The following is a 24,438-nucleotide window of genomic DNA, read 5'->3' on the forward strand; positions in this document are numbered from 1 at the left end:
ATGGCCGCCTACGATTACATCCATGACGGCAACGCCATCTATGAGCGCTCTTTTGCCATCATCCGCGCCGAGGCCGATTTGTCCCTCTTTTCCGAGGCCGAGGCCGACGTCGCCATCCGCATGATCCATGCCTGCGGCCAGGTCGAAGCATCAAGTCATTTTGTCTTCTCCAGCGATTTCGTCGCCGCCGCCCGCAGCGCCTTGGCGGCCGGCGCGCCGATCTTCTGCGATGCCGAAATGGTCTCGCATGGCGTCACCCGCGCCAGGCTGCCGGCCGGCAACGAGGTGATCTGCACCTTGCGCGACCCGCGCACGCACGACATCGCCAAGGAGATCGGCAACACCCGCTCGGCGGCGGCAATCGATCTGTGGGGCGAGCGTATGGCCGGTTCGGTGGTCGCCATAGGCAATGCGCCGACGGCACTGTTCTATCTCCTGGAAAAGTTGCGCGACGGCGCGCCGAAGCCGGCAGCCATCATCGGCATGCCGGTCGGCTTCGTCGGTGCCGCCGAATCCAAGGATGCGCTGGCCGAGAATTCCTATGGCGTACCCTACGCCATCGTGCGCGGCAGGCTTGGCGGCAGCGCCATGACCGCAGCCGCGCTCAATTCGCTGGCGAGGCCCGGCCTGTGAACGCAGCCGTCAAAGAAGATCTGGCAAAAGGCCGTCTTGTCGGCGTCGGCACGGGGCCTGGCGACCCCGAGCTGCTGACGCTGAAGGCCGCGCGCGTTCTGGCCGAGGCCGATGTCGTCGCCTACTTCGCCAAGCGCGGCAACAACAGCAACGCGCGCGCCATCGTCGAGGCGCGTTTCCGGCCGGATATGCTGGAACTGCCGCTTCTCTATCCCGTCACCACCGAGATCGACAAGGATCACGACGACTACCGTTCGCAGATCACCGATTTCTACGAGGAGTCGGCCGAGAAGGTCGCCGAACACCTCGAAGCCGGCCGCATGGTCGCCGTGCTCTCCGAAGGCGACCCGCTGTTCTACGGCTCCTACATGCACCTGCATGTGCGCCTCGCGCATCGCTTCCGAACCGAAGTCATCCCCGGCGTCACCGCCATGTCGGGCTGCTGGTCGCAGACCGGCGTGCCGATCGTCCAGGGCGACGATGTGCTGACGGTTTTGCCCGGCACGATGAGCGAATTCGAACTGACACGCCGTCTCGCCGACACCGATGCCGCCGTCATCATGAAGGTCGGCCGCAACCTGCCCAAGATCAGGCGGGCGCTGGAAGCCACCGGCAAGCTCGCCCGCGCCGTTTATGTCGAGCGCGGCACCATGGCCGGTAGCATCTCGATGAAGCTTGCCGACAAGCCGGACGACAAGGCGCCTTATTTCGCCATCGTGCTGGTTGCCGGCTGGTCCGGCCGGCCTGGCGTCATGGGAGCCAAGCCATGAGCGGCCGCCTCACCGTCATCGGCCTTGGGCCCGGCAATGCCGATCAGGTGACGCCGCAAGCCAGCCGCGCCGTCGCCGAGGCAAAGTTCTTCTATGGCTACAAGCCTTATCTCGACCGGCTGGAGCTGCGCCCGGACCAGACCCGCGTCGCCTCGGACAATCGCGAGGAACTCGCCCGCTCCAAGGACGCGCTGGTAAAGGCGGCGGACGGCCATGACGTCGCCGTCGTCTCCGGCGGCGATCCCGGCGTCTTTGCCATGGCCGCCGCGGTCTGTGAGGCGATCGAGGCCGGTCCGGCCGAGTGGCGCGCGGTCGATGTCGCCGTCGTGCCGGGCATCACTGCGATGCTGGCTGTCGCCGCCCGCATCGGCGCGCCACTCGGCCATGATTTCTGCGCCATCTCGCTGTCCGACAATCTCAAACCGTGGGATCTGATCGAGCTGCGCCTTTTGGCGGCGGCCGGCGCCGGCTTCGTCATCGCGCTCTATAACCCGATCAGCAAGGCGCGCCCTTGGCAGCTCGGCCGCGCCTTCGAATGCCTGCGCGCCATCCTGCCCGGCACCACGCCGGTCATCTTCGGCCGCGCCGCCGGCCGCCCGGACGAGCGCATCGAGGTCTTTTTGCTGGCCGATGTCGACGCGCAAAAAGCCGACATGGCGACCTGCATCATCATCGGTTCGCCGGAGACAAGGATCATCAAGCGCGGTGACAAACCGGCGCTGGTCTACACACCGCGTTCCGCGACGGGGTCGAGACCATGATCGATCATCGCGGCCAATGCTTCGACAGTTTCGGCCGACGGCACCTCCGGCAGGATGGGCCTGCGCACCATCACCACCTCGATACCGAGCGCCCGCGCCGCCGCGATCTTGCCGTAGGTCGCCTCACCGCCGCTGTTCTTGGACACGACACCATCGATGCGGTGCTCCTCGAGCAGTGCGCGTTCATCCGCCTCGCGAAACGGCCCGCGCGCCAGAAGGTAGGTCGCATCCGGCACCGCCAGTTTCGGCTCGACCGGATCGACGCTGCGGATGAGGTAGTGATGCTGCGGCGCCGCCTCGAAAGCCGCGACCTCTTGCCGGCCGAGCGCCAGGAAGGCGCGGCGCGGCGTCGATCCAAGCGCGTGCACCGCATCGCCTGTCCTATCGACCTGCGTCCAGCGGTCGCCGTCGACAGGCTTCCAGCCGGGACGGCGCAGCGCCAGGATCGGCACACCGGTCAGGCGCGAGGCTTGCGCCGCATTGGCGGATATCTGCGCCGCATAGGGATGTGTGGCGTCGATCAGCAGGTCGATGCCCGCCTCCCTGAGATAGGCGGCCAGCCCGTCGGCGCCGCCAAATCCGCCGCTGCGCACCGGCACGCCTTGCGCGACCGGGCTTTCGGTGCGGCCGGCCAGCGACAGGGTGACACGGAAATCTTCCACCAGTTTTTCGGCCAATTGGCGCGCTTCTGTCGTGCCGCCAAGGATCAGAATCTTCTTCATGAGCACCATGTTGAACAGCGTCGGCGCTGCCCCTCACCCCTACCCTCTCCCCCTGAAGAACGGGGAGAGGGAGGCGTCAGCGCCGGAGCGTCTCCCTTCTCCCCGTCACTACACGGGGAGGTGAGGAGTGGTCTGGCTGGCAGACGAAAAGTCAATTGCTTGACTTTTCGAACGACGAACGCCTCAGGCGGATGAGGGGCGGCGCGACATGTCAAAAAAACAGCCCACGCCAAAATGGCTTACAATCATCGGCATCGGCGAGGACGGTTTAGCGGGTCTCGGCGACAAGGCCAAGCGGTTGATCGCCGAGGCCGAATTCGTCTTCGGCGGCAAGCGGCATCTGGCGCTGGTGGCCTCCCTGGCCAAGGGCGAGGCGCGCGCCTGGCCGGTTCCTTTCGATGCCGGCATGGCAGACGTGCTGGCGCTGGCCGGCCGGCAGGTCTGCGTGCTCGCCTCCGGCGATCCGTTCTTCCATGGTGTCGGCGCTACGCTTGCCCGCAAGGTGAAGCCTGGGCAAATGCATGTTATCCCCGCGCCATCGGCGATTTCGCTGGCTGCCGCCCGGCTCGGCTGGGCGTTGCAGGACATCGAGACGATCTCGCTGCATGGCCGCCCACTCGATCTGATCCGGCCGCTGCTGCATCCCAGGGCGCGCATCCTGGCGCTGACATCGGACGGCGACGCACCAGCGACAATAGCGCGCCTGCTCGTAGAGCTCGACTTCGGCGGTTCGCGGCTGACCGTTCTGGAAGCGCTGGGCGGACCGAACGAGAAGCTTCGCTCGGCACGTGCCGACGCTTTCGATCTCAGAGACATCAATCCGCTCAACGTGCTGGCGCTTGAGCTTGAATCGACACAAGAGGCCCGCATCCTGCCGCTGACCGTTGGCCGCGCCGACCATCTGTTCGAGCACGACGGCCAGATCACCAAGCACGACATCCGCGCCATCACGCTTGCGGCGCTGGCGCCGAGGCGTGGCGAATTGCTGTGGGACATCGGCGCCGGTTCCGGCTCCATCGGCATCGAATGGATGCTCGCCCATCCCTCGATGCGCGCCATTGCCATCGAGGCCAACAGCGACCGCGCCGCCCGCATCGTCCGCAACGCCACGCATTGCGGCGTGCCCGGTCTTGTCGTGGTGGAAGGGTCGGCGCCCAAGGCACTGGCCGGGCTGGACACGCCGGATGCGATCTTCATCGGCGGAGGTGGCAGCGACGCCGGCTTACTGAACGCCGCCATCAAGTTGCTGCCATCCCGTGGCCGTCTCGTTGCTAATGCGGTGACGCTGGAGATGGAGGCGCTGCTTCTCGCGGAGCACATCAAGCGCGGCGGCGACCTTACCCGCATCACCATTTCCCGCGCTTCTCCTGTCGGTTCGATGCAGGCCTGGCGCCCGGCCATGCCGGTCACCCAGTGGAGCTGGGTGAAGCCATGATGGTGGCGGGCATCGGCAGCCGGAAGGGCGTGAGCGTCGAAGACGTGCTCGCGGCGATCGAAACCGCCCTCGAAGCGCACGGGCTGGCGATAACGGCGCTGTCGGCCTTGGCCACCGCCGCGCTCAAGAAAGACGAAGAAGCGATCTCTGCCGCTGGCCGCACGCTCAACCTTCCCGTCATCATCGTTGATGACGCAGCACTTCAGGCCGTCTCGTCGGAGGCACTCAGCAAATCCGATCTCTCGCAGGATCTCGCCGGCACACCCTCAGTCTCAGAAGCCTCCGCCCTTGCCGTTGCCGGCCCCGGTGCAAAGCTGCTTGGTCCACGCACCGTGCTCGGCCCGGTCACCTGCGCCATCGCCATCAGCGGAGACGCGCCATGACCGTGCATTTCATCGGCGCCGGTCCCGGTGCCGCCGACCTCATGACACTGCGCGGCGCCAAGCTGCTGGCAAGCTGCCCGGTCTGTCTGCATGCCGGCTCGATCGTCGCGCCGGAATTGCTGCAGCACTGCGCGCCTGGCACAAAACTGATCGACACCGCGCCCATGTCGCTCGACGAGATCGAGGCCGCGTATCTGGAAGCCCATCAGGCCGGCCATGACATCGCCCGACTGCATTCCGGCGATCTCTCGGTGTGGAGTGCGGTTGCCGAGCAGATCCGCCGGCTGGAAAAGCACGGCATCCCCTACACGCTGACGCCGGGCGTTCCCTCTTTCGCCGCCGCAGCCGCAGCCCTTCGCCGCGAACTGACCATTCCCGAGGTGGCGCAAAGCCTGGTGCTGACCCGCGTCTCCGGCCGCGCCTCGAAAATGCCGCCGGGCGAAACGCTGGCCGGCTTCGGCCGCACCGGCGCGACGATGGCCATTCATCTCGCCATCCACGCCATCGACCGAGTCGTCGCCGAATTGTCGCCGCATTATGGCGGCGATTGCCCGGTGGCGATCGTCTTTCGCGCTTCATGGCCGGACGAGCGCGTGCTGACCGGCACGCTCGCCACGATCGAGGCACTGCTCGCCGCCGACCCGATGGAGCGCACGGCGATCATCTTCGTCGGCCGCTCGCTGGCAGCGGAAGGTTTTGGCGAGAGTTCATTGTACGACGCCCACTATCAGCGGCGTTTCCGGGGACGGACGGATTGTGAGCGGTAAAAGCGAAAACACCACGCTCGAACAGGCCCTTGCCCGGCTGAACTTCAAGCCGCGCCGGCTTGAGCCGGGCCATGTCTGGCTGGCCGGCGCCGGCCCCGGCGATCCCGGCTGCCTGACGCTGGAAGTGCTGGCGGCATTGGCCGAGGCCGACGCTGTGGTCTATGACGCGCTGGTCTCCTCTGACGTTGTCGCCGTTGCGGACAATGCCCAGCTGTTCTTTGCGGGAAAGCGCGGCGGCAAGCCGTCGATGAAGCAGGACGACATCACCGCTTTGCTGGTGCGGCTGGCGCGCGATGGCCGCCGCGTCATCAGGCTGAAGGGTGGCGATCCCTATATTTTCGGCCGTGGCGGCGAAGAGGCGCTGGCGCTGGCGCGCGAAAAAATCCCGTTCCGCGTCCTGCCCGGCCTGACATCGGGGCTGAGCGCGCTGGCCGCCACCGGCATTCCCGCAACCATGCGCGGCATCAACAAGGCGATCATCCTGGCGACAGGTCATGCCGCCGGCACAGATGACGATCTCGACTGGGGCGCGATCGCCCGCACCGGCCAGCCGGTGGTCATCTATATGGGCATGGCCAATCTGCCTGTTATCGCCGCGTCGCTGCTCGAAGGCGGGCTGGCGCCGTCGACGCCGGCGGCTGTCATCGTTTCGGCGACGACACCGCAGGAGCGGACCGTCGTCGCGACACTCGCCACCATTTCCGAAGCGGCCGCCGCGGCGGAATTGGCCTCGCCGGCCCTCATTGTCGTCGGCGGCATCGTCGCCATGCGCGCAGCACTGGCGGGTAACGCATGACCCGCGCCATCATCATCGGCGCGCCGCGTTCCGGCTCCGGCAAGACCAGCGTCACCATCGGCATTTTGCGCGCGCTCGCCCGGCGCGGCATCAAGGTGCGCGGCGCCAAGTCCGGCCCCGACTATATCGATCCGGGTTTTCATACCGCCGCCACTGGCCTGTCCGGCGTCAACCTGGACAGCTGGGCGATGTCGCCTGACCTGCTCAACGCGTTGGCCGGCAATGCCACCGAGGACGCCGATTTTATCTTCCTCGAAAGCGCCATGGGCCTGTTCGACGGCATCCCGGCCGGACAAGGCCGCACCGGCTCGGCCGCCGATCTGGCGCGGCTCTACCACCTGCCGGTGCTTTTGGTGCTCGACGTCTCGGGACAGTCGACGACGGCGGCCGCCGTCGCGAAGGGTTTTGCCACCTACGACCCGGATGTGCGCATGGCCGGAATCGTGCTCAACCGTCTCGGCAGCGAGCGGCACCGCAAGCTGTGCAGCGAGGCGATCGAAACGCTCGGCCTGCCGGTCGTCGGTGCCATCCTGCGCGATCCCACGCTCAATTTGCCGGAGCGCCATCTCGGCCTCGTCCAGGCCGGCGAATATGCCGACCTGATGACGCATCTCGACCGCCTCGCCGACATGGTCGAGAAATCCCTCGACCTTGACGCCATCATGGCGCTGGCCGCGCCGTTTTCGCCGTCACCGGGCAGTTTCGAAAATGCCTTGCAGCCGCCCGGCCAGCGCATCGCACTCGCCGAAGATGCCGCCTTCACCTTCCTCTATCCGCATGTCGCCGCCCACTGGCGTCAGGCCGGCGCCGAGCTCGTGCCGTTCTCGCCGCTCGCCGACGAAGCACCGGCGCAGAATTGCGATGTCTGCTGGCTGCCCGGCGGCTATCCCGAGCTCCACTCCGGCCGCCTCGCGGCGGCGACCAATTTCCGAGCTGGCATGGCCAGGTTTGCCGAGACCAAGCCGATCCATGGCGAGTGCGGCGGCTTCATGGTGCTGGGCGAAGCGCTGGAGGACGCGGCCGGCGAGACGCACGCCATGCTTGGCCTGCTCGGCCATTCCACCAGCTTTGCCAAGCGCAAGATGAACCTCGGCTACCGCGAGGCACGCCTGCGCGTCGCCTGTCCGCTGGGGCCGCAAGGCGCGCTGATCCGTGGCCATGAATTCCACTATGCGCAGATGATCGCCACCGGCAATGACGAGCCGTTGGCCGATCTCGCCGACGGCCAGGGCAATCCGCTCGGCGCCTCCGGCTATCGCCGCGGCCATGTCAGCGGCACCTTCTTCCACGCCATTGCGAGGGGTGCATGACCTCCGTGCCCTCGCCCCGGCAAGCGCTCGACGACGTCGCGCTTTGCCTCGTCTTCTTCACCCGGCTGCCGCTGCCGGTCTTCGACCTTCGTGGCCGCAGCCTGGCCGATGCGATCTGGGCGGCGCCTGTCGCCGGCCTCGCCGTCGCTGTGGCTGGTGCTGTCGTCTACGCCGCGGGCGTACAGCTCGGCCTCGCCCCCGGCCCGGCAGCAGCCCTTGCGCTTGCAGCAACCCTGCTCGCCACGGGCTGCCTGCATGAGGACGGGCTGTCGGATGTCGCAGATGGCTTTGGCGGCGGCAAGACACGCGATAAAAAACTGGAGATCATGCGCGACAGCCGCATCGGCGCCTATGGCGCAGCAGCTCTTGGCCTGTCGATGCTCATCCGCTGGAGCGCGCTGTCGCAACTGGCCAATCCGACAGGCGTGCTCTTCGCGCTGATCGCCGCCCACGCCGCATCGCGCGGCCTGCTCGGCGCGTTCATGCATTTGGCGCCGGCGGCGCGCAGTGACGGCCTGTCTGCCGGCGCCGGGACCGTCTCGACCCAGACAGCTGTTCTCGGCGCCGTGCTCGGGGCCATCCCGCTTCTGACTCTGGGGCTCGGCGGCGCCTTTGCCGCACTGATCCTGCTCGCTCTCGTGTTCAGCGCCTTGCGCGCGCTCTGCCTCAACCAGATTGGCGGCCACACCGGTGACACGATCGGCGCCCTGCAGCAGTTGGGCGAGATCACTGTCCTGCTCGTCGCTTCCATTTCCCTGTCCTGATTCTTCCCCGGAGATTCCTTCCCCATGCCCTTCAAATCATTCGATGAACTGCGCGCCGCCTGTTTCGATCTGCCTGCCGGCAGCGATACCGCCGCCAATGCAGTCGCCCGCCGCCAGGACACGCTGACGAAGCCGCAAGGCAGCCTGGGCCGGCTGGAAACCCTCGCCGCCTGGCTGGCACGCTGGCAGGGCCGCGACATGCCGAAACTCGATCGCGTCAAAGTCTTCGTGTTCGCCGGCAATCACGGCGTCACCGCGCAGGGCGTGTCGGCCTTCCCGTCGGAAGTGACCGTGCAGATGTTGGCGAATTTTGCCGGCGGCGGCGCCGCCATCAACCAGCTTGCCCGCATCGCCGGCGCGGAACTCGACGTCATCCCGCTCCATCTCGATCATCCGACAGGCGACTTCACTGACGTGCCGGCAATGGACGAAAAAAACTTCCTCGCCGCCGTCTCGGCTGGCTATGACGCGGTGACGAACGACCTCGACCTCGTCTGTTTCGGCGAGATGGGCATCGGCAACACCACGCCGGCGGCCGCCATCTCGACCGCCCTGTTCGGCGGCGGCGCTGAAAAATGGACCGGGCGCGGCACCGGCGTCGACGATGCCGGGCTGAAGCGCAAGGTCACCGCCATTGAATCCGGCCTTAAGCGCCATGCCGACGCGCTGTCCGACCCGCTGAAGATCGCCGCCGCCCTTGGCGGCCGCGAACTCGCCGCCATCTTCGGCGCCACGCTCGCCGCCCGCCGCAAGAACGTCCCGGTGCTGCTCGACGGCTTCGTCTGCACGGCCGCCGCAGCACCCCTGGCGCGGCTGCACCCCAACGGCCTTGCCCACACCATCGCCGCCCATGTCTCAGCCGAATCCGGCCACCGCCGCCTGCTCGAAGCGCTCGGCCTGCCGCCGCTGCTCGACCTCGGCATGCGGCTCGGCGAAGGCTCGGGCGCCTGCCTCGCCGTCAACATCGTCCGCTCGGCACTGGAATGCCATGCGAGGATGGCGAGTTTTGCCGAGGCTGGCGTGTCGGAGAAGTAGCTAGAGCGATTTGACGGGAGGGCGCCGGCCCGAACCTTCACTGACCATCGTCGGGCCGGTCACTGGCATTCCGGGCTGGTGGCTCGAACAGCACGGCCGCTGAAAGATTCCCCACCTGGGGGTTGGCCCGCTGCTTCTGTGGTAGGCTCTTTTTACTGGCACTATTCGCCGCCGTTGCCGACAAAATGTGATTGACGTAACGGTGACCAGGCGCAATCATTACGGATTGTGCAGGGTGAGGGCGTTTTCAATGAAACTCGTTGTCTTTGGCGTAGCAATAGTATTGGCCGTTACCGGAGCAGCTGTTGCGAAAGAGAAGAAAAAGGTGGCCACCGCTCAGGCTACAACCTCGTGTTCTACAGCTCATAAGAAGGCTGGCAGCAAGCCGACCGCGAAACCGGATTGCAAATCGACAGGCACCGTGGTTGCGCGACCGTCAAATAGGGCCGAAAACTTCCTGGATCATTATAATCCGCGCTTAGGGTATGACACCAGTCCGTGGTTTCAAACTGGCTTTAATTGATGGCGGCTTCGGCTTCCGGGCCTTTCTTGATCCAGCGCGGCCTTCCCTCCTTCGCCAAATAGCGCACCGGCTTACCGGCCGCCGAGTTTAAGGCAAACCTGCCCCATGATTGAGGCATGTCGAGGCGCGTCAACGCGTCCGGCATTCCAAGGTCTTCCACCAACTTTTCTAGAAATTTGGTGGGTGCGCACAGGATTGAACTGTGGACCCGCTGATTAAGAGTCAGCTGCTCTACCAACTGAGCTACGCACCCACTCGGCCGGCAAAAACCGGCGTTGGCGGGCATATAGCCGCCGATACCGGTCCTGTCCAGCCCTGCCGGAATCATTTCCCGACAAATCGCTCCGGGCTTCGGTTTCGAGTGTTGCAGCGAAGCAAAAACCAGAGTCGTCGGCGGGACAGCGCCCCCCTCTGCCCTGCCGGGCATCTCCCCCACTTGGGGGGAGATTGGCAGCCTTGCCGTTTCGCCTGTCTTTCGGCGTTGGAGATTGGCGAAAGCCAATGCGACATCCGATCTCCCCCCTCGTGGGGGAGATGTCCGGCAGGACAGAGGGGGGCGTGAAGGATCGCCGACAGCGACGATCTCAGCCACGGGCTCAAACGAACAGCTTGCCTTCCGCCACCTTGATGGCATGGCCGCCGATGCGCGCCGAGGCCAGTTTTCCGCCCTCGACAGTGAGTTCGAGCCGGATACGCGATGGCCGGCCCATCTCCAGCCCCTGCTCGATCCACAGCTGCGAAATGCCGTCGGTCGGGCCATCGAACTGCATGATGGCGCCGGCAAAGGCCGCCGCCGCCGACCCGGTCGCCGGGTCTTCATAGGACGGCGTGCCCGGCACGATCATGCGGACATGGAAGGCGCTGTCATGGTTCACCGTCTGGCGGCAATAGACATACGGGCTGGCGAAGGCCCATTCGCTCTTGCGCGGCGCCAGTTCCGACCAGGCCTGGTTGTCGAGCTTGATCCGGCCGGCAGCCTCCAGATTGGCAACCGGAATGGTGACGTAAGGCACGCCTGCCGACCAGAACGACACCAGGTGATTCTCGAAGCCGATCTCGTGCGGCGCCAGCCCGAGGGCGGCGCCGATCGCCTCCGGGTCGGCATCGAGCTTCAGCGGCTCCGGCAGCTTCGCCAGGTCGAACTCGGCAAAGGTGGCGCCATCGTGCCGGCTGACGGCGCAGCGCACCGGGCCGATATTCTCCTCCAGCACGAAGATGCCGGCTTCGCCCTCGCCTGTCAGTTCGGCCAGCGCGATCGCGGCGCCAACGGTCGGATGTCCGGCGAACGGCATCTCATAGTCGGGCGTGAAAATGCGGATGCGGTTGCGATGTTTTGGATTGTCCGGCGGCAGTACGAAGACCGATTCGGACAGGTTGAACTCGCGCGCAATGGCCTGCATGGCGGCTGTATCCAGCCCTTGGCTGTCGAGCACGACGGCCAGCGGATTGCCGGCCAGCCGTTCCGTCGTAAACACATCGTAAAGCAAGTAATTGCGCATCTGCATCTTGGAAACCTTCCGCCTCAATCCGAACATGGCCGAAATTTAATTTGATATTCGAACCACCAAGCCTGATCTGTCCACCTATAGGGACATTACGCTTTCATAGGGGTCCGGCGTGGACCAGCTTGTCAATCTGCCAAAGACGGAATCGGATTCCGCCATCGAGGCGGCGCTCGGGCTTGATCAGAGCGGCGTGCGCAAGACGCGCCGCCGGGGCTGGCTTTACGCGCTGCTGGCGCTGATCGCACTTGCCGCCGGGTTGGCTGGCTACCAGTGGTTTGCCGGCTCCCCGGCCAAGATCGACTACACCACCACGCCGGCTACCATTGCTGACCTCACCGTCGCGTTTTCGGCGACCGGCACGCTGCAGCCCCTCACCCAGGTCGACATTTCAAGCGAGCTGTCCGGTATCATCCGCTCGGTCTCGGCCGAAGAGAACCAGCAGGTCAAGAAGGGCGACGTGCTGGCGACGCTCGACACGGTGAAACTCGAGGTCCAGATCGAACGCGCCGAAGCCTCGGCCAAGGCCGCTGCCGCCAATGTCGAGGACGCCACGGTAACCCTGAAGGAGAACGAAAGCGCCCTCACCCGCGCGGCCGAACTGACCAGGCGTGGCATGGCGACCGATCAGTCGCTCGAGGCGGCGACTGCCACGCGCGACCGCTCCAAGGCGGCGCTCGATAGTGCGCAGGCCAATCTCGCCATCGCCCAGGCCGATCTCAAGGCGCAGCAGACCGACCTTGCCAAGAGCACCATCTATGCGCCGATCGACGGCATCGTCTTGACGCGTTCCGTCGACCCCGGCCAGACGGTCGCCTCCTCGCTGCAGGCGCCGGTTCTGTTCATCATCGCCGCCGATTTGAGGAACATGGAATTGGTGGCGGCGGTCGACGAGGCCGATATCGGCGCGGTCAAACCAGGCCAGCATGCACGCTTCACCGTCGATGCCTTTCCGGAGCGGCCGTTCGACGCCGAGATCCGCGACATCTCCTACGCCTCGGTCACCACCGACGGCGTCGTCACCTACAATGCACGGTTGGAAGTCGACAATAACGAGCTTTTGCTGCGGCCCGGCATGACCGCCACGGTTTCGGTCGTCACCAGGCAGGCCAAGAGCGTGCTCACCGTGCCTTCAACAGCGTTTCGCTATCGGCCATCGGCACCTGCTGCCCGCACGTGGAGCCTCAGCGATCTGTTCACCGGCCGCATGGGTCGTGGCGGCAACCGCCGCCAGCCGGTGAAGGCGCCCACCGACGGCTCACGCACGCTCTATGTGCTGGAGAACGGCCGGCCGCACCCGGTCAACGTCAAGATCGGCTCCACCGACGGCGAACTGACCGAGATCACCTCCGGGCTGGATGAAGGTGCAGAGGTTATCACGACCTCGCAGCTGCGGAGCTGACGCCATGGCCGCGGGCCTCATCGGTTTCGACACGGTCTGGAAGAGCTATGGCCAGGGCGAAGCCAAGGTCCATGCGCTGGCCGGCGTCGACCTCGCCATCCAGCGTGGCGAATTCGTCGCCATCATGGGCCCGTCCGGTTCGGGCAAATCGACCGCGATGAACATCATCGGTTGCCTCGACACGCCGACGGCCGGAACCTACTCCTTCATGGGCATCGACGCCGGGCGGCTCGACCGCAACCGCCGGGCGCTTCTGCGCAATCTCTATATCGGCTTCGTCTTCCAGGGTTACAATCTGTTGCCGCGCACCACGGCGGCGGAAAATGTCGAGCTGCCGCTGATCTATCGCGGCGCGCCGGCCCGCGAGCGCCGCGATCTTGCCATGCAGGCGCTGGCGGAGGTCGGCCTGGTCGGGCGCGAACATCACACGCCGGCCGAACTCTCCGGTGGTCAGCAACAGCGCGTGGCGATCGCGCGCGCCATCGTCACCAGGCCGACGCTGCTCGTCGCCGACGAGCCGACCGGCAATCTCGACACCGCCCGCACGCATGAGATCATGGAGCTGTTGACGCGGCTGAACCGGGAGCTCGGCTTGACCATCGCCATGGTCACCCACGAGGCCGATGTCGCCGATTATGCCGAGCGCACCATCCGCTTCCTCGACGGCCACGTCGCGTCCGACACGGCCAAGTCGGAGTTGGCGTCATGATCTGGGAAACCGTCCGCCTCTCTCTGCGCTCCATCCGCCGCAATGTGCTGCGCTCGTTCCTGACGCTGCTCGGCATCGTCATCGGTGTCGCCGCCGTCATCGCCATGCTGACCATCGGCTCCGGCACCACCGCCAAGGTCAAGTCGGACATCGCCAAGCTCGGCTCGAACCTGCTCGTCGTCCGTTCCGGCCGCCCGGCAGGCACTGGCGGACCAGGCGGGCTCGACCAGGCGGTACGGCCTCTGGCCGACAAGGATGTAGCCGCCCTCGTCGCGCATCTGACCGGTGCGCGCGCCATCGCGCCGGCGTCGCAGAAACAAGTCCGCGTCATCTTCGGCACCGAGAGCCTGACCTCGGGCGTCACCGGCACCGACAGCGCCTATCTCGACGCCCGCGACTGGAAGCTGGTGTCGGGCCGCCCATTCAGCGATTCGGAGACACGCTCGGGCACCGGCGTCTGCCTGATCGGCGAGACGGTGCGCCAGCAATTCTTCGGCGCCGGCGAACCCGAGGGCGAGATCATCCGCGTCAACCGCACCTCGTGCAAGATCATCGGCCTGCTCGAACCCAAGGGCTATACCGGCTTCGGCCAGGACCAGGACAATGTCGTCTTGATGCCGCTTGCCGCCTATCAGCGCCGCATCGCCGGCAACCGCGACATCGACAACATCTACGTCGTCGCCGACGACCGCACGCCGACCACCGAATTGCAGCCGCGAGTCGAGGACATTTTGCGCGACACCCGCCGCATCACGCCGGACCGCGAAGACGATTTCTCGATCCGCGACATGACCCAGATCGCCGACGCCATGGCCAGCGCCACCACCACCATGACCGGCATGCTGGGCGCCGTCGCGGGCGTCAGCCTGCTGGTCGGCGGCATCGGGATCATGAACATCATGCTGGTCTCGGTCACTGAGCGCACCCGCGAGATCGGCATCAGGCTCGCCATCGGCGCGCATGAAAAGCACATCCTCATCCAGTTCCTGGTCGAGGCGACGGTGCTGTCGCTGCTCGGCGGCATTATCGGCATCCTGATCGGCCTGGCGCTGGCCGGCCTCGCCTCGGCAACGCTGGCCATACCGTTTGCGCCGAGCCCGGCGGTCATCCTGCTCGCCGTCGGTTTTTCGGCGCTGATCGGCATGGTGTTCGGCTTCTTCCCGGCGCTGCGCGGCGCCAGGCTCGACCCGATCGACGCGCTGCGCCACGAATAAGCGCCAGATCAGCTCCACCGCAACCAACCGCTATCCACAAGGATGGGTGCTTGTCGACATCGGCAATACTTGTTGTCGTCCGGTCTGCGATGCTAATTTTAGAGCAAAGCATCTAGTCAAGGAGTTGCAATGAGCAAGAAGGCGCGGCTGATTCTGACGATGGTGATCATCGAAGGCGCCCTTGCGGGACTTTGGTGGTATCTCGCCCGCTACGGCATGGCCAATCCCGATCGTGTCACCGCCGATTTTCAGGCAGTCGTCGGCCAGACGATGGGCATGGTCATGGGTGGATTGCTGGGCATCGGCGTTATCCTGTTCCTCGTCGCCGCCCGCAACGACCGCAAGGCGGCGCAGAACAATCCGCGCCGTTAGCCCCCGCCACCGCCAAAATGCCACTCGACCAGCGGCTTCATATGCGGTGCCAGCCCTTCCGGCAGGTCGGCGGCGTGGCGGATGATCACCGGCCCCTCGATCTCCGGCTCGGTCTCGGTCGCGACGAAGGCGCCGATGCGCCGCGCAACCTCGTCGGCCGGCGCATCGACGTGGTAGCGGCGGAAGAGGACCGTGCCGGTCGAAGTCGACAGCGCATGGTAGCGCTTGCCGCGCGCAGCGCCTGTCAGGTCAAGCCCGGTCTCCTCGCGCACTTCACGGATCATGTTGAAATCGACATCGACGCGGCCATCGCGAAAATCGATCGGCTCGAACGAGCCGGCAGCGAAGTAGACACTGCCGGCCGGGACCGTGTGCGCGCCCATGCGGATCGCCACCAGGGCGTTGTCGCCGGCGACCAGCATGGCGTGGCCATAGGCATGCTCGGCGCCCGTCCCCTGCCGGTTCTTTCGCCACAGCAGGAAGGTCGAGTACTTCACCGCGTGACAACGCCCGACGATCCGCTTGTCGCGCCAGGCGAGCGCCGAGAGCAGCACCACCGTGCCGTCGAACAACGCCGGATTGGCCGTGACCTCGCGCCGCCAGTTGTCAGTGATCGCCTGCGCGTTGTCGCGCTCGAACGGATGCGGGCCGGGGTCGAGCCGGACGTCGATTTCGTCGACGGGCAGGATGACGTTGCGCGGCAGGTCGAAGCTCACCGTGCTCAAGCCATGTCCAGGGTAATTGCGACGGGACAATGGTCCGACGCCTTCGGCCGGTCCCAGCCGGCGCGCGGAAAGCGCTCCACCGCCTGTCCGGCCGGAAAGATGGTGCGCCAGGGCTGGCCGTTGCGGATGATGTCGGGAACCGCCGTCGCATTCTTCGCCGCCAGCCCTTTCGACAGCAGGATGTAGTCGAGCTGGCACAGATGCCGCTCCTTCGGCCCGCGCGTGTGGTAGAAACTCCAGCGGTCCATCTCCGGCCGGCGTTCGACGACATTCTCGCAAAAGCCGCCGGCGGTGAGCACATCGATACAGGACTGGCTCTCGTCGATCACCTGGAAGCGGTAGCCGTCGATAGCGTCGCCCTCGATCTTCACCCGCTGCCGGTAGTCGTTCATGTCGCCGCAGATCGCCCAGTTTTTGTCGGCTGCGTGCTCTTTGCCGAAGCGCTCCTCGATAATGCGGCGCACCGCTTGCGCCTCGGCGATGCGCACCGGCATCGTCGCCTCGCGGCCGTCGAGCCCATTGCGCGGCGAGCCCATCGATTTGAAATGGACGAGGTAAAGCGTCAGCGGCACGCCGCCGACCTTGATGTCGACCTCCAGGCAGTCGCGCCGGAAGATGCGTTCATTGGCCAGGTTGCCGAGCGCCTCGAGTTCAGGCGTGTGCAATCCGAACTGCTCGAACGTGACATAGGCATGGCTGGTCATTCGCACGAACTCGATCGGCTGACCTTGCGCGGTCTCGTTGCGCATCATCACGGCAACGTCGATGCCGCGCGAATCATTGCCGGCGGTGGTGTATTTCTGCCGGTAACCCTCGCCCACCATCTTGAAGAGATAGCCGTACTCGAAGGCCTTCAGCGCCTCGATGTTGTCGACCTCCTGCATGCAGATGATGTCCGCACGGGTGGCGGCAATGGCGAGCGCGGTCAACTGGCGCGTATCGTCGGATTGCGCGATGGCGCGCGCCTGCTCCAGCATCCGGTATTCGGCTTCGCTCTGGATGTCGAAAAGCGCCAGCGTGCGGTCTTCGTTGAGCTGGTTGCGGAAGCCCGAGAAATCGAACCTGTTCATCAGGTTTTCGACATTGAAAGTGGCGAGGCGCAGCGACATGGACTGACCTTTGCCTGCAAGCGCCCATGAAAACAAGGGCTGCTTGTCATGGCTGATGGAACCTTTCTGTTCATCCTCCGTTCAGACGCCAAGGTCCATCAATAGGCCACTTCCCTGGGGTATCCGGGCGTGGGGCCTGTATCACTTGGAGAGTGCAATGAGCTCGCTCTTTTCGTCCACAGTCAAATCCGGGCTGTTAGCGCTCGGTCTTTTCTCGGGTCTCACGGCGCCATCCGCCGCCGGCCCGATCCTGCAGCCAAACCTGGCGGTGCCGACAAGCACCGCATTGTCTGACATCACACCGGTTCGCGACAGCTGGGCGGGCGGCAATGACCGCCGCTCCTTCAACGATTGGCAGTGGCGCCGCCACGACGGCCGTCACTTTGCCCGGTCAGGCAACTGGAACAACGGCAACTGGAATGGCGGCAACTGGAACGGCGGCGACAACTGGCGCTGGCGCCATCACCGTCACCATCGCGGCCGTGATTTTGACAGCGGCGCCGCAGCAGTTCTCGGCCTCGGCCTGGGTCTCGGCCTCGGCAGCATCTACAACAACGGCTACTACAACAACGGCTATTACAATGACGGCTATTACGTGCAGCCGGCGCCCCGCCGCTATTACCGCACGCAGCGTCTGTCCAGCGCCCATGTCCAGTGGTGCTACGACCGCTATCGGTCCTACCGGGCCTGGGACAACACGTTCCAGCCCTATGGTGGCCCGCGCCAGCAATGCTGGTCGCCCTACAGCTGAACTATAAACGACAATACACGACGGCGCCGCCCCATCGCGGCGCCGTTTTCATTTGGGAAAGACGGCTGGTCTCGGTCACCGCTAACCATATGTTTATCGGCTCAGCCTATCCGTGATATCGTGCCCCATCTGACGATCGCGCCGATCCGGTCGCGAAGGACGTGCCGTCATGGCCGACAACGAATTGCGAAACAAACACCGGCAGCGCGTGCTGAAAGGCGCGACGATTCTGACCGGCCTCACCAATTCCGAGGTCAAGTGCACGGTGCGCAACATGCATGCCGGCGGCGCCGAGCTGAAAGTGTCTATAGACGCGCGCGTCCCGGACGAGTTCCTGCTCTATGTGCCGGTCGACGGCATCGGCTACAAGGCCATCGTGCGCTGGCGCCGCGACGACCGCATCGGCGTCGAGTTCACCGGCACCGAGCCGAAGCCCCATTGGCACTATGGCTGAGTATCCTGATCGATAAACCGGCATGAAAGAGCCGGCGGATCGCTCCGCCGGCTCTTTGCTCCCAATCCCGACGACTGCGGGTTAGTTCTTGGCCTTGTCGACCAGCTTGTTCTTGGAAATCCAGGGCATCATGGCGCGCAGCTTGGCGCCGACTTCCTCGATCTGGTGGCTGTCATTGTTGCGGCGGATGCCTTTGAAGCGCGACATGCCGGCGCGGTATTCCTGCATCCATTCCGAGGTGAACTTACCGGTCTGGATGTCCTTCAGCACGCGCTTCATCTCGGCCTTGGTCTCGGCGGTGATGATGCGCGGGCCCGAGACATATTCGCCCCATTCGGCGGTGTTCGAGATCGAGTAGTTCATGTTGGCGATGCCGCCTTCATAAATCAGGTCGACGATCAGCTTGACCTCGTGCAGGCACTCGAAATAGGCCATTTCGGGCGCATAGCCGGCTTCCACCAGCGTCTCAAAACCGGCGCGGATCAGTTCGACCAGGCCGCCGCAGAGCACGACCTGCTCGCCGAACAGATCGGTCTCGCATTCCTCGCGGAAATTGGTCTCGATGATGCCCGAACGGCCGCCGCCGACGCCGCAGGCGTAGGACAGAGCGAGATCGAGCGCGTTGCCGGAAGCATCCTGGTTGACGGCGACCAGGCACGGCACGCCGCCGCCCTTCTGGTATTCGCCGCGCACCGTGTGGCCGGGGCCTTTCGGCGCGATCATGACGACATCGACGGTCGACTTCGGCTCGATGAGGCCGAAATGCACGTTGAGGCCGTGCGCGAAGGCAATCGCGGCGCCGTCACGAATGTTTGGCGCGATTTCGTTTTTGTAGATGTCGGCCTGCAATTCGTCAGGCGTCGCCATCATCATCAAATCGGCCCATTTGGCAGCGTCCGCCACGCTCATCACCTTGAGCCCGTCAGCCTCGACCTTCTTGGCGGTCGCCGATCCCGCCTTGAGGCCGATGGCGATTTCCTTGGCGCCGGAATCCTTGAGGTTGAGCGCGTGCGCCCGGCCCTGGCTGCCATAGCCGATAATGGCGACCTTCTTGCCCTTGATCAGATTGAGATCGGCGTCGCGATCGTAATAGACACGCATCTTTTGCTTCCTTCCCACAGAGATTAGAGGCCTTGCGGCCCGGTTTTTGCTCCATAAAGAGCGAGAAACTGCTGCGTCGCCCGGGCGGCATCGCCGCCGATCGCCGCTTCAGTCAATTCCAGCCTGTCGCCGAGCAGCAGACGGATCTGCACGTCGCGGGCGACCAGCCCGAAAAAGGTCCGGAACGCCATTTCGGCGTCCGTAAAGTCGAGCAGCCCGGCCTGCTTGCCGGCAAGCAGCACCGGCTTCAACCGTCTGGCCAGCGCGAAACGGCCATTCTCCAGCACGATCGCGCCGAGATCGTCCTTTCCGGATCCGGCATGGCCGATCGCGACGCGGTTCAGCGCGATCGAGGTATCGCTCGAAATCACCTTCAGCCAGTCCGAGGCGAAGCCTTCCAGGCTTGCCGTCAGCGAGGCAAGATCGAGCCGCTCACCGTCGACCGGCACCACGCGCACTTTCGATGCCTGCCACTGCACGGTCGCCGTCAGCAGTCCGTCGCGGTCGCCGAACCATTTGTAGAGCGTTTCCTTCGAGCAGCTGGCGCGGCGCGCCACCGCCGTCATGGTCAGATTGTCGCCCTCCTCGACCAGCAGCCGCAAAGCCGCGTCCAGGACGGCCTTTTGCCGCTCTGTCAGCACTTCGCTGGTATCGATCTCGGCCCTTGCCTGCAACAATTTCCTGCCCATTCGATGAGGTCGCCGGGTCGCCTCAAACGGCGTACCGTACGTTACGGTTCGGCATATTGCGCAATCCTGTGCTCGACGCAAGGGGTTCGGTAGAAAAATCGTCGACGTGAGAGCCGCCGAGCAAACCACGAGATTCTGACGGATCAATCATCGGCGGGCGGATGGCGCAGCTCTCCAAGCAGGCTCGCCAGTATCTTCAGCTCCTCCGCGGAGAGTTTTGCGCCGACCAATTCCGCAATCGACCGTCCATAGACAGCCCACATCCGTCGCCGCGTCTGACGGCCCTTGGCCGAGATGCGGATGGTCTGGCCGCGGCCGTCATCGGCAACCCTGAGTTTCTCGACCAGTCCTTCGGCCTCGAGCCGCGCCAGAAGCCGCGAGATATTATACTGCGCAAACAGTGTGCGCTCGGTTAGCTGGAATGGCCGCAGCCCGCCCTCACCCGCCTCGGCGAGTTCATGCAGCACGTCATACCAGTCGAGCGGCGGCAAGCCGCTGGTCTTCAAAGCCTCTTCCGCCTTTTCGATGAGCTGGCGCGAAACCCGCATCAGGCGGGCCCAGGCCTTGACGGCTTCGGGCGAAGGCGTGGTTGTTTTGGTCATGACCCATCCTAGGCGATAGATGCAGTTGCATCAAGCTTGACGATCGATGCACTAGCATCAAGCTTGACGATCGATGCACTTGCATCTATATGCATGCAACTGCATCAATCCGGGAAAGATCCATGAAACACGAAATCTGCAAAGTCGCCGACGTCCCACAGACGGGCAGCCTGATCGCGCCATTCTTCGGCCGCGAGGTCCATATTTGGCGCAGCGGTGAGCGCATCCGCGCCGCCGCCAATGTCTGCCTGCATTTCGGCGGGCCGCTCGACTGCAAGGACGGCAAGCTGGTCTGCCAATGGCACGGCGCCGCCTTCGACATGACATCAGGCGACCGGATCGAAGGTCCGGCGCCAAAAGCGTCGCGACTGATGTTCCTGTCGACGCGCGTCGAGGCCGGCGCGTTGAACTATGTCTGGGGAGAGTGACATGCCTGAGAAGAATGAAATGCCTGAGAAGAATGAAATGACTGGCAAGCTCATTCTCGTCAGCCATCATCTATGCCCCTATGTGCAGCGCGCGGCGATCTCGCTGGCCGAGAAAGGCGTGCCGTTTGATCGTGTCACCATCGACCTCGCCAACAAGCCGGACTGGTTCAAGGCGATTTCGCCGCTGGGCAAGGTGCCGCTGCTGATCGTCCAGGCAAATGGCGAGGAGACGGTGATCTTCGAATCCGCCGTCATTCTCGAATTCCTCGAGGAGACGCAAGCCAATCCTCTGCATCCGGCCGACGCCTACGCCCGTGCCCGGCATCGCGCCTGGATCGAGTTCGGCTCGGCGACATTGAACGCCATCGGCCGGTTCTACACGGCTTCGACGGAGGCCGCCTTCCTGGCAGAGTCCACGGCACTTTCGGCCATGTTCGATCGTCTGGAGGACGAACTGGCCGACCAGGCCGGACCGTGGTTCAATGGCGAGTGCTTTTGCCTCGTCGATGCCGTCTACGGCCCGGTCTTCCGCTATCTCGACGCCTTCGACCGGATCGGCAATTTCGGCATTCTGGACGGCAAGCCATTGGTCCAGGCCTGGCGCAAGGCGTTGAGCGAACGCGCCTCGATCAAGGGTGCCGTGGCGCCGGACTATCCGCAGCGGCTGCGTCTATTCCTGTGTGCGAGAAATTCGCTTTTCTCGACCCTGATCCCGCCGGATGATCTGGCCAGTGCACCTCCTCTAGCCCGATCCGCCTGAACGGATCGATCAGCGTGCCGGCCACCATCGAGGCAAGCACGCTTGGCACTGGCGGGATTTTGGCGATGGTTGCCACCAGCCTGTCGCGGAAGAAGGGCAGCATCGTGCCGTCCGACTGGTAGAACGGCGTCAGCGCCAGCGACAGCAGCTGGAAGATCCGGACATGCCATCGCCGCGCCCGGGCGTAGCTTTCCAGCGCTGCCTCGACGTTGCCCGTCTGTGCCAAGGCATGGCTGAGCGCTGCCGCGTCGAGCAGCGCCATGTTGGCGCCTTGCCCGAGCTGCGGGCTGGTCGAATGCGCGGCGTCGCCGATCACCGCCAGCCGGCGGCCGGTCGGCAGCTTCATCGTGTGATGGCCGTAGCGCGCCAGCGACAGCTGGTCGAAGCTGTCGATCTGGCTGGTGAACGCCTCGCACTGTGGCCACAGCGAGACCAGTCTCGCCTTCCAGGCGTCGAGCCCTGCCGCGCGCACGTTTTCGGCATCCGCCGGCTTCAGGCTCCAGAAGAACGCCGCCATCTTTTCCCCGCCCGGTTCCGGTCGGCCGATCGGCAGGACGCCGATCATCACGCTGGCCTTGTCGTAGCGCTGCAGCAGCGCATTTTCGTCGAAGCCTTGGCGCCAGCCGAGCGAGGCCCAGAACGCGCCGTAAGTGAGCTGCCGCGGCTGGGCCGGATCGTTGAGGCACCGGCGCAGCTTCGAACGCGAGCCGCTGGCGTCGACCACGAGGTCGAACGGCCCTGCCCTGCGGCCCCCCACCGTTCGGCTCTTGTCGAAGATCAGGATCGCCCGCTCACCGACGTCCAGCGTCTCGATCTCGACACCGGTTTCGATGGCGATGCCTTGGCGCTGCGCGGCGCGAAACAACATGTTGAACAACGCCGCCCGGTGCACCGCCAGCCCGAAACGGCCGCCAGGCTGCGCATCGTAGCGCACGGCGAGCACGGTGCGGCCGCTCGAGGCATCGGCGCCATGCAGACGCTCGATGCGGCTCCCCAGCGCCAGAATGTCGTCGAGCAGGCCGAGATCGGCGAGCACGCTCAGCCCGGTCGGCTGCAGGATCAGTCCGGAACCGACGGGCTTGGGTTCCTCGAAACGTTCGAAGATGGTGACGTTGTGGCCCGCGCGCTTGAGATAGAGCGCGGTGGCGAGCCCCGCCGGGCCGGCGCCCGCAATCGGGATGTCGAGAGATTTTTCCATTGCCCGCCCAACTACTGGCCGGACAATCCTTCAGCGCCATTGTCAAATCAAGCCTTTGCTGCATGGACCAAAATATCAGCCACCGGCGTCGAAGGCAGCGCGCGCCTTGCGCACCGCACCATGGTTGAGTTCGGCCCACAGGATCAATTGATGCAAGGCGCCGAACATCGAACGGCCGAGATCGGTCAGGCTGTATTCGACGCTTGGCGGCTTGGTCGGGAACACTTCGCGATGAACAAAGCCGTCGCGCTGCAGATCGTGGAGCGTCTGGGTGAGCATGCGCTGCGAGATGTCGGGCACCAGGCGCCGCAACTCGCCGAAACGATAGGGCTGCTCTGCGAGCGCCGCCATCAGCAGCGAACTCCATTTGCCGTTCACGCCCTGCATCACGTCGCGAACCGGGCAATCGGCAATGTTTGCGCCATCGCTGGTGGCTTTGAATATATTGAGCTTGGTTCTCAGATTGACGACCTTGCCGTCCATGGCTGCTGGTTCCCTGGCGGTGCCTACCTCCCTAAAAACTGCCTTCTTTACGGTGGCCGGTCAATTCTTATTTTAGTGCTGGTCTCTTTTTGAGACTGTCAGAAGCACCCGCCACCCGGCGCAATCTCAGGATCCCCCATGACCGCAACCCTTCTCGTCACCGGCGCTTCCGGCCAGCTTGGCCGCGGCGTCATCAACCACCTGCTGGACACATTAAAGATCCCCGCAAACCGCATCATCGCCACCACCCGTACACCCGCCAACCTTGCCGATCTGGCGGCGCGCGGCGTCGTCGTCAGAGCCGCTGACTTCAACGACCCGCAATCGCTTGCCGAGGCCTTCGCGGGAGCCGACCGGGCACTCGTCATCTCGACCAACGAACTTGAGGTACAGGGGAAGCGGCGCGAGCAGCAGCTTGCGGCGGTGACGGCGGCCAAACAGGCTGGCGTCGGCCACCTGCTGTACACCTCGATGCCCAACCCCGAGCCTGGTTCGCCGGTTGTTTTCGCGCCCGACCACTACGACACCGAACAGGCGATCAAGGCGAGCGGGATCCCCTACACGATATTCCGCAATGGCTGGTATAACGAGAACCTGTTCATGGCGTTGCCGCAGGTTCTGGCGTCGGGTCAGTGGTACACCTCCGCCGGCGACGGCGCCATTTCCTACGGCACGCGTGACGATTTCGCGGCGGCGATCGCAGCGGGGCTCGCCTCGGACAGCAGCGAAAGCGCGACTTACACGCTCACCGGCCCCAGTGCGTATACGGCTGCCGAAGTGGCGGCGTTGGTCACCGAGGTCACCAGCAAGCCGATCAAGGTCATCCAGCTTTCCGACGAAGCCCTGACCGAGGGAATGAAGTCGGCCGGCCTGCCTGAACCCTTCGCCAAGGTGCTGGTGTCGTTCGACGCTGCCGCACGCGCAGGTGACCTCGGCATGGTGACAGACGCGGTCGAAAAACTCTCCGGCCGAAAGTCGGTGCCGCTGAAGCAGTTTCTGGAGACGAACAAGGCTGCACTGGCCGGCTGAAAGCTGCCGTT

The 24,438-nt window shown here is 64.9% G+C and carries 29 protein-coding genes, 1 tRNA gene and 1 pseudogene; 20 read left to right on the forward strand and 11 right to left on the reverse strand.

What is annotated here, in order from left to right:
* From NKI96_RS21850 to NKI96_RS21860, 3 genes are read left to right on the forward strand one after another with little or no spacing between them, the layout of a single operon-like run.
* Complete coding sequence (locus tag NKI96_RS21850; protein WP_352498758.1) at positions 1 to 633, forward strand: precorrin-8X methylmutase; 633 nt, start codon at positions 1 to 3, stop codon at positions 631 to 633.
* Positions 630 to 1,403 (forward strand): precorrin-2 C(20)-methyltransferase, encoded by a 774-nt coding sequence (locus NKI96_RS21855; RefSeq protein WP_352806113.1) that lies wholly within the window; start codon positions 630 to 632, stop codon positions 1,401 to 1,403. The genes NKI96_RS21850 and NKI96_RS21855 overlap by 4 nt, the downstream gene beginning before the upstream one ends.
* On the forward strand, positions 1,400 to 2,164 hold the full coding sequence (locus NKI96_RS21860; RefSeq protein WP_352806115.1) for a precorrin-3B C(17)-methyltransferase: 765 nt from the start codon (positions 1,400 to 1,402) through the stop codon (positions 2,162 to 2,164). The genes NKI96_RS21855 and NKI96_RS21860 overlap by 4 nt, the downstream gene beginning before the upstream one ends.
* Here the strand turns inward: NKI96_RS21860 and NKI96_RS21865 are convergent.
* Complete coding sequence (locus NKI96_RS21865) at positions 2,128 to 2,886, reverse strand: cobalt-precorrin-6A reductase (protein ID WP_352806116.1); 759 nt, start codon at positions 2,884 to 2,886, stop codon at positions 2,128 to 2,130. The genes NKI96_RS21860 and NKI96_RS21865 overlap by 37 nt on opposite strands.
* Positions 2,887 to 3,094: 208 nt before the next feature.
* On the opposite strand from NKI96_RS21865, the gene cbiE reads away from it, so the two are divergent.
* The 8 genes from cbiE (at position 3,095) to NKI96_RS21905 (ending at position 9,899) form a co-directional block, all read left to right on the forward strand.
* Complete coding sequence (gene cbiE, locus NKI96_RS21870; RefSeq protein WP_352806118.1) at positions 3,095 to 4,321, forward strand: precorrin-6y C5,15-methyltransferase (decarboxylating) subunit CbiE; 1,227 nt, start codon at positions 3,095 to 3,097, stop codon at positions 4,319 to 4,321.
* Positions 4,318 to 4,704: a cobalamin biosynthesis protein gene (locus tag NKI96_RS21875; protein WP_023690940.1), complete on the forward strand. Its 387-nt coding sequence runs from the start codon at positions 4,318 to 4,320 to the stop codon at positions 4,702 to 4,704. Before cbiE ends, NKI96_RS21875 begins: the two co-directional genes overlap by 4 nt.
* Positions 4,701 to 5,471: a precorrin-4 C(11)-methyltransferase gene (cobM, locus tag NKI96_RS21880; RefSeq protein ID WP_352445526.1), complete on the forward strand. Its 771-nt coding sequence runs from the start codon at positions 4,701 to 4,703 to the stop codon at positions 5,469 to 5,471. Before NKI96_RS21875 ends, cobM begins: the two co-directional genes overlap by 4 nt.
* Positions 5,461 to 6,267: a uroporphyrinogen-III C-methyltransferase gene (cobA, locus tag NKI96_RS21885; RefSeq protein ID WP_023746870.1), complete on the forward strand. Its 807-nt coding sequence runs from the start codon at positions 5,461 to 5,463 to the stop codon at positions 6,265 to 6,267. The genes cobM and cobA overlap by 11 nt, the downstream gene beginning before the upstream one ends.
* Entirely contained in the window at positions 6,264 to 7,577 is a 1,314-nt protein-coding gene (locus tag NKI96_RS21890) for a cobyrinic acid a,c-diamide synthase CobB (protein WP_352445528.1), read from the forward strand. The genes cobA and NKI96_RS21890 overlap by 4 nt, the downstream gene beginning before the upstream one ends.
* Entirely contained in the window at positions 7,574 to 8,341 is a 768-nt protein-coding gene (locus NKI96_RS21895) for an adenosylcobinamide-GDP ribazoletransferase (RefSeq protein ID WP_352445529.1), read from the forward strand. Before NKI96_RS21890 ends, NKI96_RS21895 begins: the two co-directional genes overlap by 4 nt.
* A gap of 24 nt (positions 8,342 to 8,365) precedes the next feature.
* Positions 8,366 to 9,376, forward strand: a complete 1,011-nt coding sequence (gene cobT, locus NKI96_RS21900; protein ID WP_352806122.1) for a nicotinate-nucleotide--dimethylbenzimidazole phosphoribosyltransferase — start codon at positions 8,366 to 8,368, stop codon at positions 9,374 to 9,376.
* A gap of 250 nt (positions 9,377 to 9,626) precedes the next feature.
* On the forward strand, positions 9,627 to 9,899 hold the full coding sequence (locus tag NKI96_RS21905) for a hypothetical protein (protein WP_155923157.1): 273 nt from the start codon (positions 9,627 to 9,629) through the stop codon (positions 9,897 to 9,899).
* On the opposite strand, the gene NKI96_RS21910 is transcribed toward NKI96_RS21905, so the two are convergent.
* The 3 genes from NKI96_RS21910 to NKI96_RS21920 form a co-directional block, all read right to left on the reverse strand.
* On the reverse strand, positions 9,892 to 10,044 hold the full coding sequence (locus tag NKI96_RS21910) for a hypothetical protein (protein WP_023731248.1): 153 nt from the start codon (positions 10,042 to 10,044) through the stop codon (positions 9,892 to 9,894). The two genes, NKI96_RS21905 and NKI96_RS21910, sit on opposite strands and share 8 nt — an antisense overlap.
* 32 nt (positions 10,045 to 10,076) lie before the next feature.
* Positions 10,077 to 10,152: transfer RNA gene (locus tag NKI96_RS21915), tRNA-Lys, on the reverse strand.
* Positions 10,153 to 10,495: 343 nt separating this feature from the next.
* The gene (locus NKI96_RS21920) at positions 10,496 to 11,404 is read right to left on the reverse strand and encodes a PhzF family phenazine biosynthesis protein (RefSeq protein WP_352806124.1); all 909 of its coding nucleotides are present in this window, start codon (positions 11,402 to 11,404) and stop codon (positions 10,496 to 10,498) included.
* A gap of 112 nt (positions 11,405 to 11,516) precedes the next feature.
* Here NKI96_RS21920 and NKI96_RS21925 point away from each other — a divergent pair, with 112 nt between their 5' ends.
* From NKI96_RS21925 to NKI96_RS21940, 4 genes are all read left to right on the forward strand, one after another.
* Positions 11,517 to 12,803: an efflux RND transporter periplasmic adaptor subunit gene (locus tag NKI96_RS21925; protein ID WP_352806127.1), complete on the forward strand. Its 1,287-nt coding sequence runs from the start codon at positions 11,517 to 11,519 to the stop codon at positions 12,801 to 12,803.
* 4 nt (positions 12,804 to 12,807) lie between these two features.
* Positions 12,808 to 13,512, forward strand: a complete 705-nt coding sequence (locus tag NKI96_RS21930) for an ABC transporter ATP-binding protein (RefSeq protein ID WP_023685174.1) — start codon at positions 12,808 to 12,810, stop codon at positions 13,510 to 13,512.
* Positions 13,509 to 14,726, forward strand: a complete 1,218-nt coding sequence (locus tag NKI96_RS21935) for an ABC transporter permease (RefSeq protein ID WP_352806129.1) — start codon at positions 13,509 to 13,511, stop codon at positions 14,724 to 14,726. The genes NKI96_RS21930 and NKI96_RS21935 overlap by 4 nt, the downstream gene beginning before the upstream one ends.
* A 129-nt stretch (positions 14,727 to 14,855) precedes the next feature.
* A complete protein-coding gene (locus NKI96_RS21940) occupies positions 14,856 to 15,098 on the forward strand; it encodes a hypothetical protein (protein ID WP_023690325.1) in 243 nt (80 codons plus the stop codon).
* Here NKI96_RS21940 and NKI96_RS21945 read toward each other — a convergent pair.
* A complete protein-coding gene (locus tag NKI96_RS21945; protein ID WP_023712689.1) occupies positions 15,095 to 15,814 on the reverse strand; it encodes an NUDIX hydrolase in 720 nt (239 codons plus the stop codon). The two genes, NKI96_RS21940 and NKI96_RS21945, sit on opposite strands and share 4 nt — an antisense overlap.
* 5 nt (positions 15,815 to 15,819) lie before the next feature.
* A complete protein-coding gene (locus NKI96_RS21950; RefSeq protein WP_352806132.1) occupies positions 15,820 to 16,932 on the reverse strand; it encodes an endonuclease/exonuclease/phosphatase family protein in 1,113 nt (370 codons plus the stop codon).
* A 157-nt stretch (positions 16,933 to 17,089) separates the two neighbouring features.
* Between NKI96_RS21950 and NKI96_RS21955 the strand changes: the two genes are divergently transcribed.
* Both NKI96_RS21955 and NKI96_RS21960 read left to right on the forward strand, forming a co-directional pair.
* The gene (locus NKI96_RS21955) at positions 17,090 to 17,683 is read left to right on the forward strand and encodes a BA14K family protein (protein WP_023698358.1); all 594 of its coding nucleotides are present in this window, start codon (positions 17,090 to 17,092) and stop codon (positions 17,681 to 17,683) included.
* A 169-nt stretch (positions 17,684 to 17,852) separates the two neighbouring features.
* Positions 17,853 to 18,137: a PilZ domain-containing protein gene (locus NKI96_RS21960; protein WP_023685169.1), complete on the forward strand. Its 285-nt coding sequence runs from the start codon at positions 17,853 to 17,855 to the stop codon at positions 18,135 to 18,137.
* Positions 18,138 to 18,218: 81 nt separating this feature from the next.
* Here NKI96_RS21960 and ilvC read toward each other — a convergent pair whose 3' ends face one another.
* The 3 genes from ilvC to NKI96_RS21975 all read right to left on the reverse strand — a co-directional run bounded on the left by ilvC (position 18,219) and on the right by NKI96_RS21975 (position 20,529).
* A complete protein-coding gene (ilvC, locus tag NKI96_RS21965; RefSeq protein ID WP_013531065.1) occupies positions 18,219 to 19,238 on the reverse strand; it encodes a ketol-acid reductoisomerase in 1,020 nt (339 codons plus the stop codon).
* A 23-nt stretch (positions 19,239 to 19,261) separates the two neighbouring features.
* Positions 19,262 to 19,927 (reverse strand): TetR/AcrR family transcriptional regulator, encoded by a 666-nt coding sequence (locus NKI96_RS21970; RefSeq protein WP_245270422.1) that lies wholly within the window; start codon positions 19,925 to 19,927, stop codon positions 19,262 to 19,264.
* A gap of 143 nt (positions 19,928 to 20,070) precedes the next feature.
* A complete protein-coding gene (locus tag NKI96_RS21975) occupies positions 20,071 to 20,529 on the reverse strand; it encodes a MarR family winged helix-turn-helix transcriptional regulator (protein ID WP_023690331.1) in 459 nt (152 codons plus the stop codon).
* A 122-nt stretch (positions 20,530 to 20,651) separates the two neighbouring features.
* On the opposite strand from NKI96_RS21975, the gene NKI96_RS21980 reads away from it, so the two are divergent.
* Both NKI96_RS21980 and NKI96_RS21985 read left to right on the forward strand, forming a co-directional pair.
* Complete coding sequence (locus tag NKI96_RS21980) at positions 20,652 to 20,957, forward strand: Rieske (2Fe-2S) protein (RefSeq protein WP_032900229.1); 306 nt, start codon at positions 20,652 to 20,654, stop codon at positions 20,955 to 20,957.
* Between the two features lie 37 nt (positions 20,958 to 20,994).
* The gene (locus tag NKI96_RS21985) at positions 20,995 to 21,717 is read left to right on the forward strand and encodes a glutathione S-transferase family protein (protein WP_352806188.1); all 723 of its coding nucleotides are present in this window, start codon (positions 20,995 to 20,997) and stop codon (positions 21,715 to 21,717) included.
* On the opposite strand, the pseudogene NKI96_RS21990 reads toward NKI96_RS21985, so the two are convergent.
* Together NKI96_RS21990 and NKI96_RS21995 are read right to left on the reverse strand one after the other, a co-directional pair.
* Positions 21,680 to 22,915 (reverse strand): annotated as a pseudogene (locus NKI96_RS21990) (FAD-dependent oxidoreductase); the annotation flags it as partial. The gene NKI96_RS21985 and the pseudogene NKI96_RS21990 sit on opposite strands and share 38 nt — an antisense overlap.
* Before the next feature lie 75 nt (positions 22,916 to 22,990).
* Positions 22,991 to 23,398 carry a winged helix-turn-helix transcriptional regulator gene (locus NKI96_RS21995; RefSeq protein ID WP_023690335.1) on the reverse strand — a complete coding sequence of 136 codons (408 nt, stop codon included), beginning with the start codon at positions 23,396 to 23,398 and terminating at the stop codon, positions 22,991 to 22,993.
* Between the two features lie 138 nt (positions 23,399 to 23,536).
* Here NKI96_RS21995 and NKI96_RS22000 point away from each other — a divergent pair, with 138 nt between their 5' ends.
* The gene (locus NKI96_RS22000) at positions 23,537 to 24,427 is read left to right on the forward strand and encodes an SDR family oxidoreductase (RefSeq protein ID WP_023706160.1); all 891 of its coding nucleotides are present in this window, start codon (positions 23,537 to 23,539) and stop codon (positions 24,425 to 24,427) included.
* Positions 24,428 to 24,438: the final 11 nt, after the last annotated feature.

It is taken from the genome of Mesorhizobium sp. M0292, assembly GCF_040321695.1.
Lineage (GTDB): Bacteria > Pseudomonadota > Alphaproteobacteria > Rhizobiales > Rhizobiaceae > Mesorhizobium.

Bases quoted from the DNA above. Each gene is read 5' to 3' on its own strand.
- NKI96_RS21850 (WP_352498758.1), top strand. From the start codon at position 1: ATGGCCGCCTACGATTACATCCATGACGGCAACGCCATCTATGAGCGC.
- NKI96_RS21860 (WP_352806115.1), top strand. From the start codon at position 1,400: ATGAGCGGCCGCCTCACCGTCATCGGCCTTGGGCCCGGCAATGCCGAT.
- NKI96_RS21865 (WP_352806116.1), bottom strand. From the start codon at position 2,886: ATGAAGAAGATTCTGATCCTTGGCGGCACGACAGAAGCGCGCCAATTG.
- cbiE (WP_352806118.1), top strand. From the start codon at position 3,095: ATGTCAAAAAAACAGCCCACGCCAAAATGGCTTACAATCATCGGCATC.
- NKI96_RS21875 (WP_023690940.1), top strand. From the start codon at position 4,318: ATGATGGTGGCGGGCATCGGCAGCCGGAAGGGCGTGAGCGTCGAAGAC.
- cobM (WP_352445526.1), top strand. From the start codon at position 4,701: ATGACCGTGCATTTCATCGGCGCCGGTCCCGGTGCCGCCGACCTCATG.
- NKI96_RS21890 (WP_352445528.1), top strand. From the start codon at position 6,264: ATGACCCGCGCCATCATCATCGGCGCGCCGCGTTCCGGCTCCGGCAAG.
- NKI96_RS21895 (WP_352445529.1), top strand. From the start codon at position 7,574: ATGACCTCCGTGCCCTCGCCCCGGCAAGCGCTCGACGACGTCGCGCTT.
- cobT (WP_352806122.1), top strand. From the start codon at position 8,366: ATGCCCTTCAAATCATTCGATGAACTGCGCGCCGCCTGTTTCGATCTG.
- NKI96_RS21905 (WP_155923157.1), top strand. From the start codon at position 9,627: ATGAAACTCGTTGTCTTTGGCGTAGCAATAGTATTGGCCGTTACCGGA.
- NKI96_RS21910 (WP_023731248.1), bottom strand. From the start codon at position 10,044: ATGCCGGACGCGTTGACGCGCCTCGACATGCCTCAATCATGGGGCAGG.
- NKI96_RS21920 (WP_352806124.1), bottom strand. From the start codon at position 11,404: ATGCAGATGCGCAATTACTTGCTTTACGATGTGTTTACGACGGAACGG.
- NKI96_RS21930 (WP_023685174.1), top strand. From the start codon at position 12,808: ATGGCCGCGGGCCTCATCGGTTTCGACACGGTCTGGAAGAGCTATGGC.
- NKI96_RS21935 (WP_352806129.1), top strand. From the start codon at position 13,509: ATGATCTGGGAAACCGTCCGCCTCTCTCTGCGCTCCATCCGCCGCAAT.
- NKI96_RS21940 (WP_023690325.1), top strand. From the start codon at position 14,856: ATGAGCAAGAAGGCGCGGCTGATTCTGACGATGGTGATCATCGAAGGC.
- NKI96_RS21950 (WP_352806132.1), bottom strand. From the start codon at position 16,932: ATGTCGCTGCGCCTCGCCACTTTCAATGTCGAAAACCTGATGAACAGG.
- NKI96_RS21955 (WP_023698358.1), top strand. From the start codon at position 17,090: ATGAGCTCGCTCTTTTCGTCCACAGTCAAATCCGGGCTGTTAGCGCTC.
- NKI96_RS21960 (WP_023685169.1), top strand. From the start codon at position 17,853: ATGGCCGACAACGAATTGCGAAACAAACACCGGCAGCGCGTGCTGAAA.
- ilvC (WP_013531065.1), bottom strand. From the start codon at position 19,238: ATGCGTGTCTATTACGATCGCGACGCCGATCTCAATCTGATCAAGGGC.
- NKI96_RS21970 (WP_245270422.1), bottom strand. From the start codon at position 19,927: ATGGGCAGGAAATTGTTGCAGGCAAGGGCCGAGATCGATACCAGCGAA.
- NKI96_RS21975 (WP_023690331.1), bottom strand. From the start codon at position 20,529: ATGACCAAAACAACCACGCCTTCGCCCGAAGCCGTCAAGGCCTGGGCC.
- NKI96_RS21980 (WP_032900229.1), top strand. From the start codon at position 20,652: ATGAAACACGAAATCTGCAAAGTCGCCGACGTCCCACAGACGGGCAGC.
- NKI96_RS21985 (WP_352806188.1), top strand. From the start codon at position 20,995: ATGACTGGCAAGCTCATTCTCGTCAGCCATCATCTATGCCCCTATGTG.
- NKI96_RS21995 (WP_023690335.1), bottom strand. From the start codon at position 23,398: ATGGACGGCAAGGTCGTCAATCTGAGAACCAAGCTCAATATATTCAAA.
- NKI96_RS22000 (WP_023706160.1), top strand. From the start codon at position 23,537: ATGACCGCAACCCTTCTCGTCACCGGCGCTTCCGGCCAGCTTGGCCGC.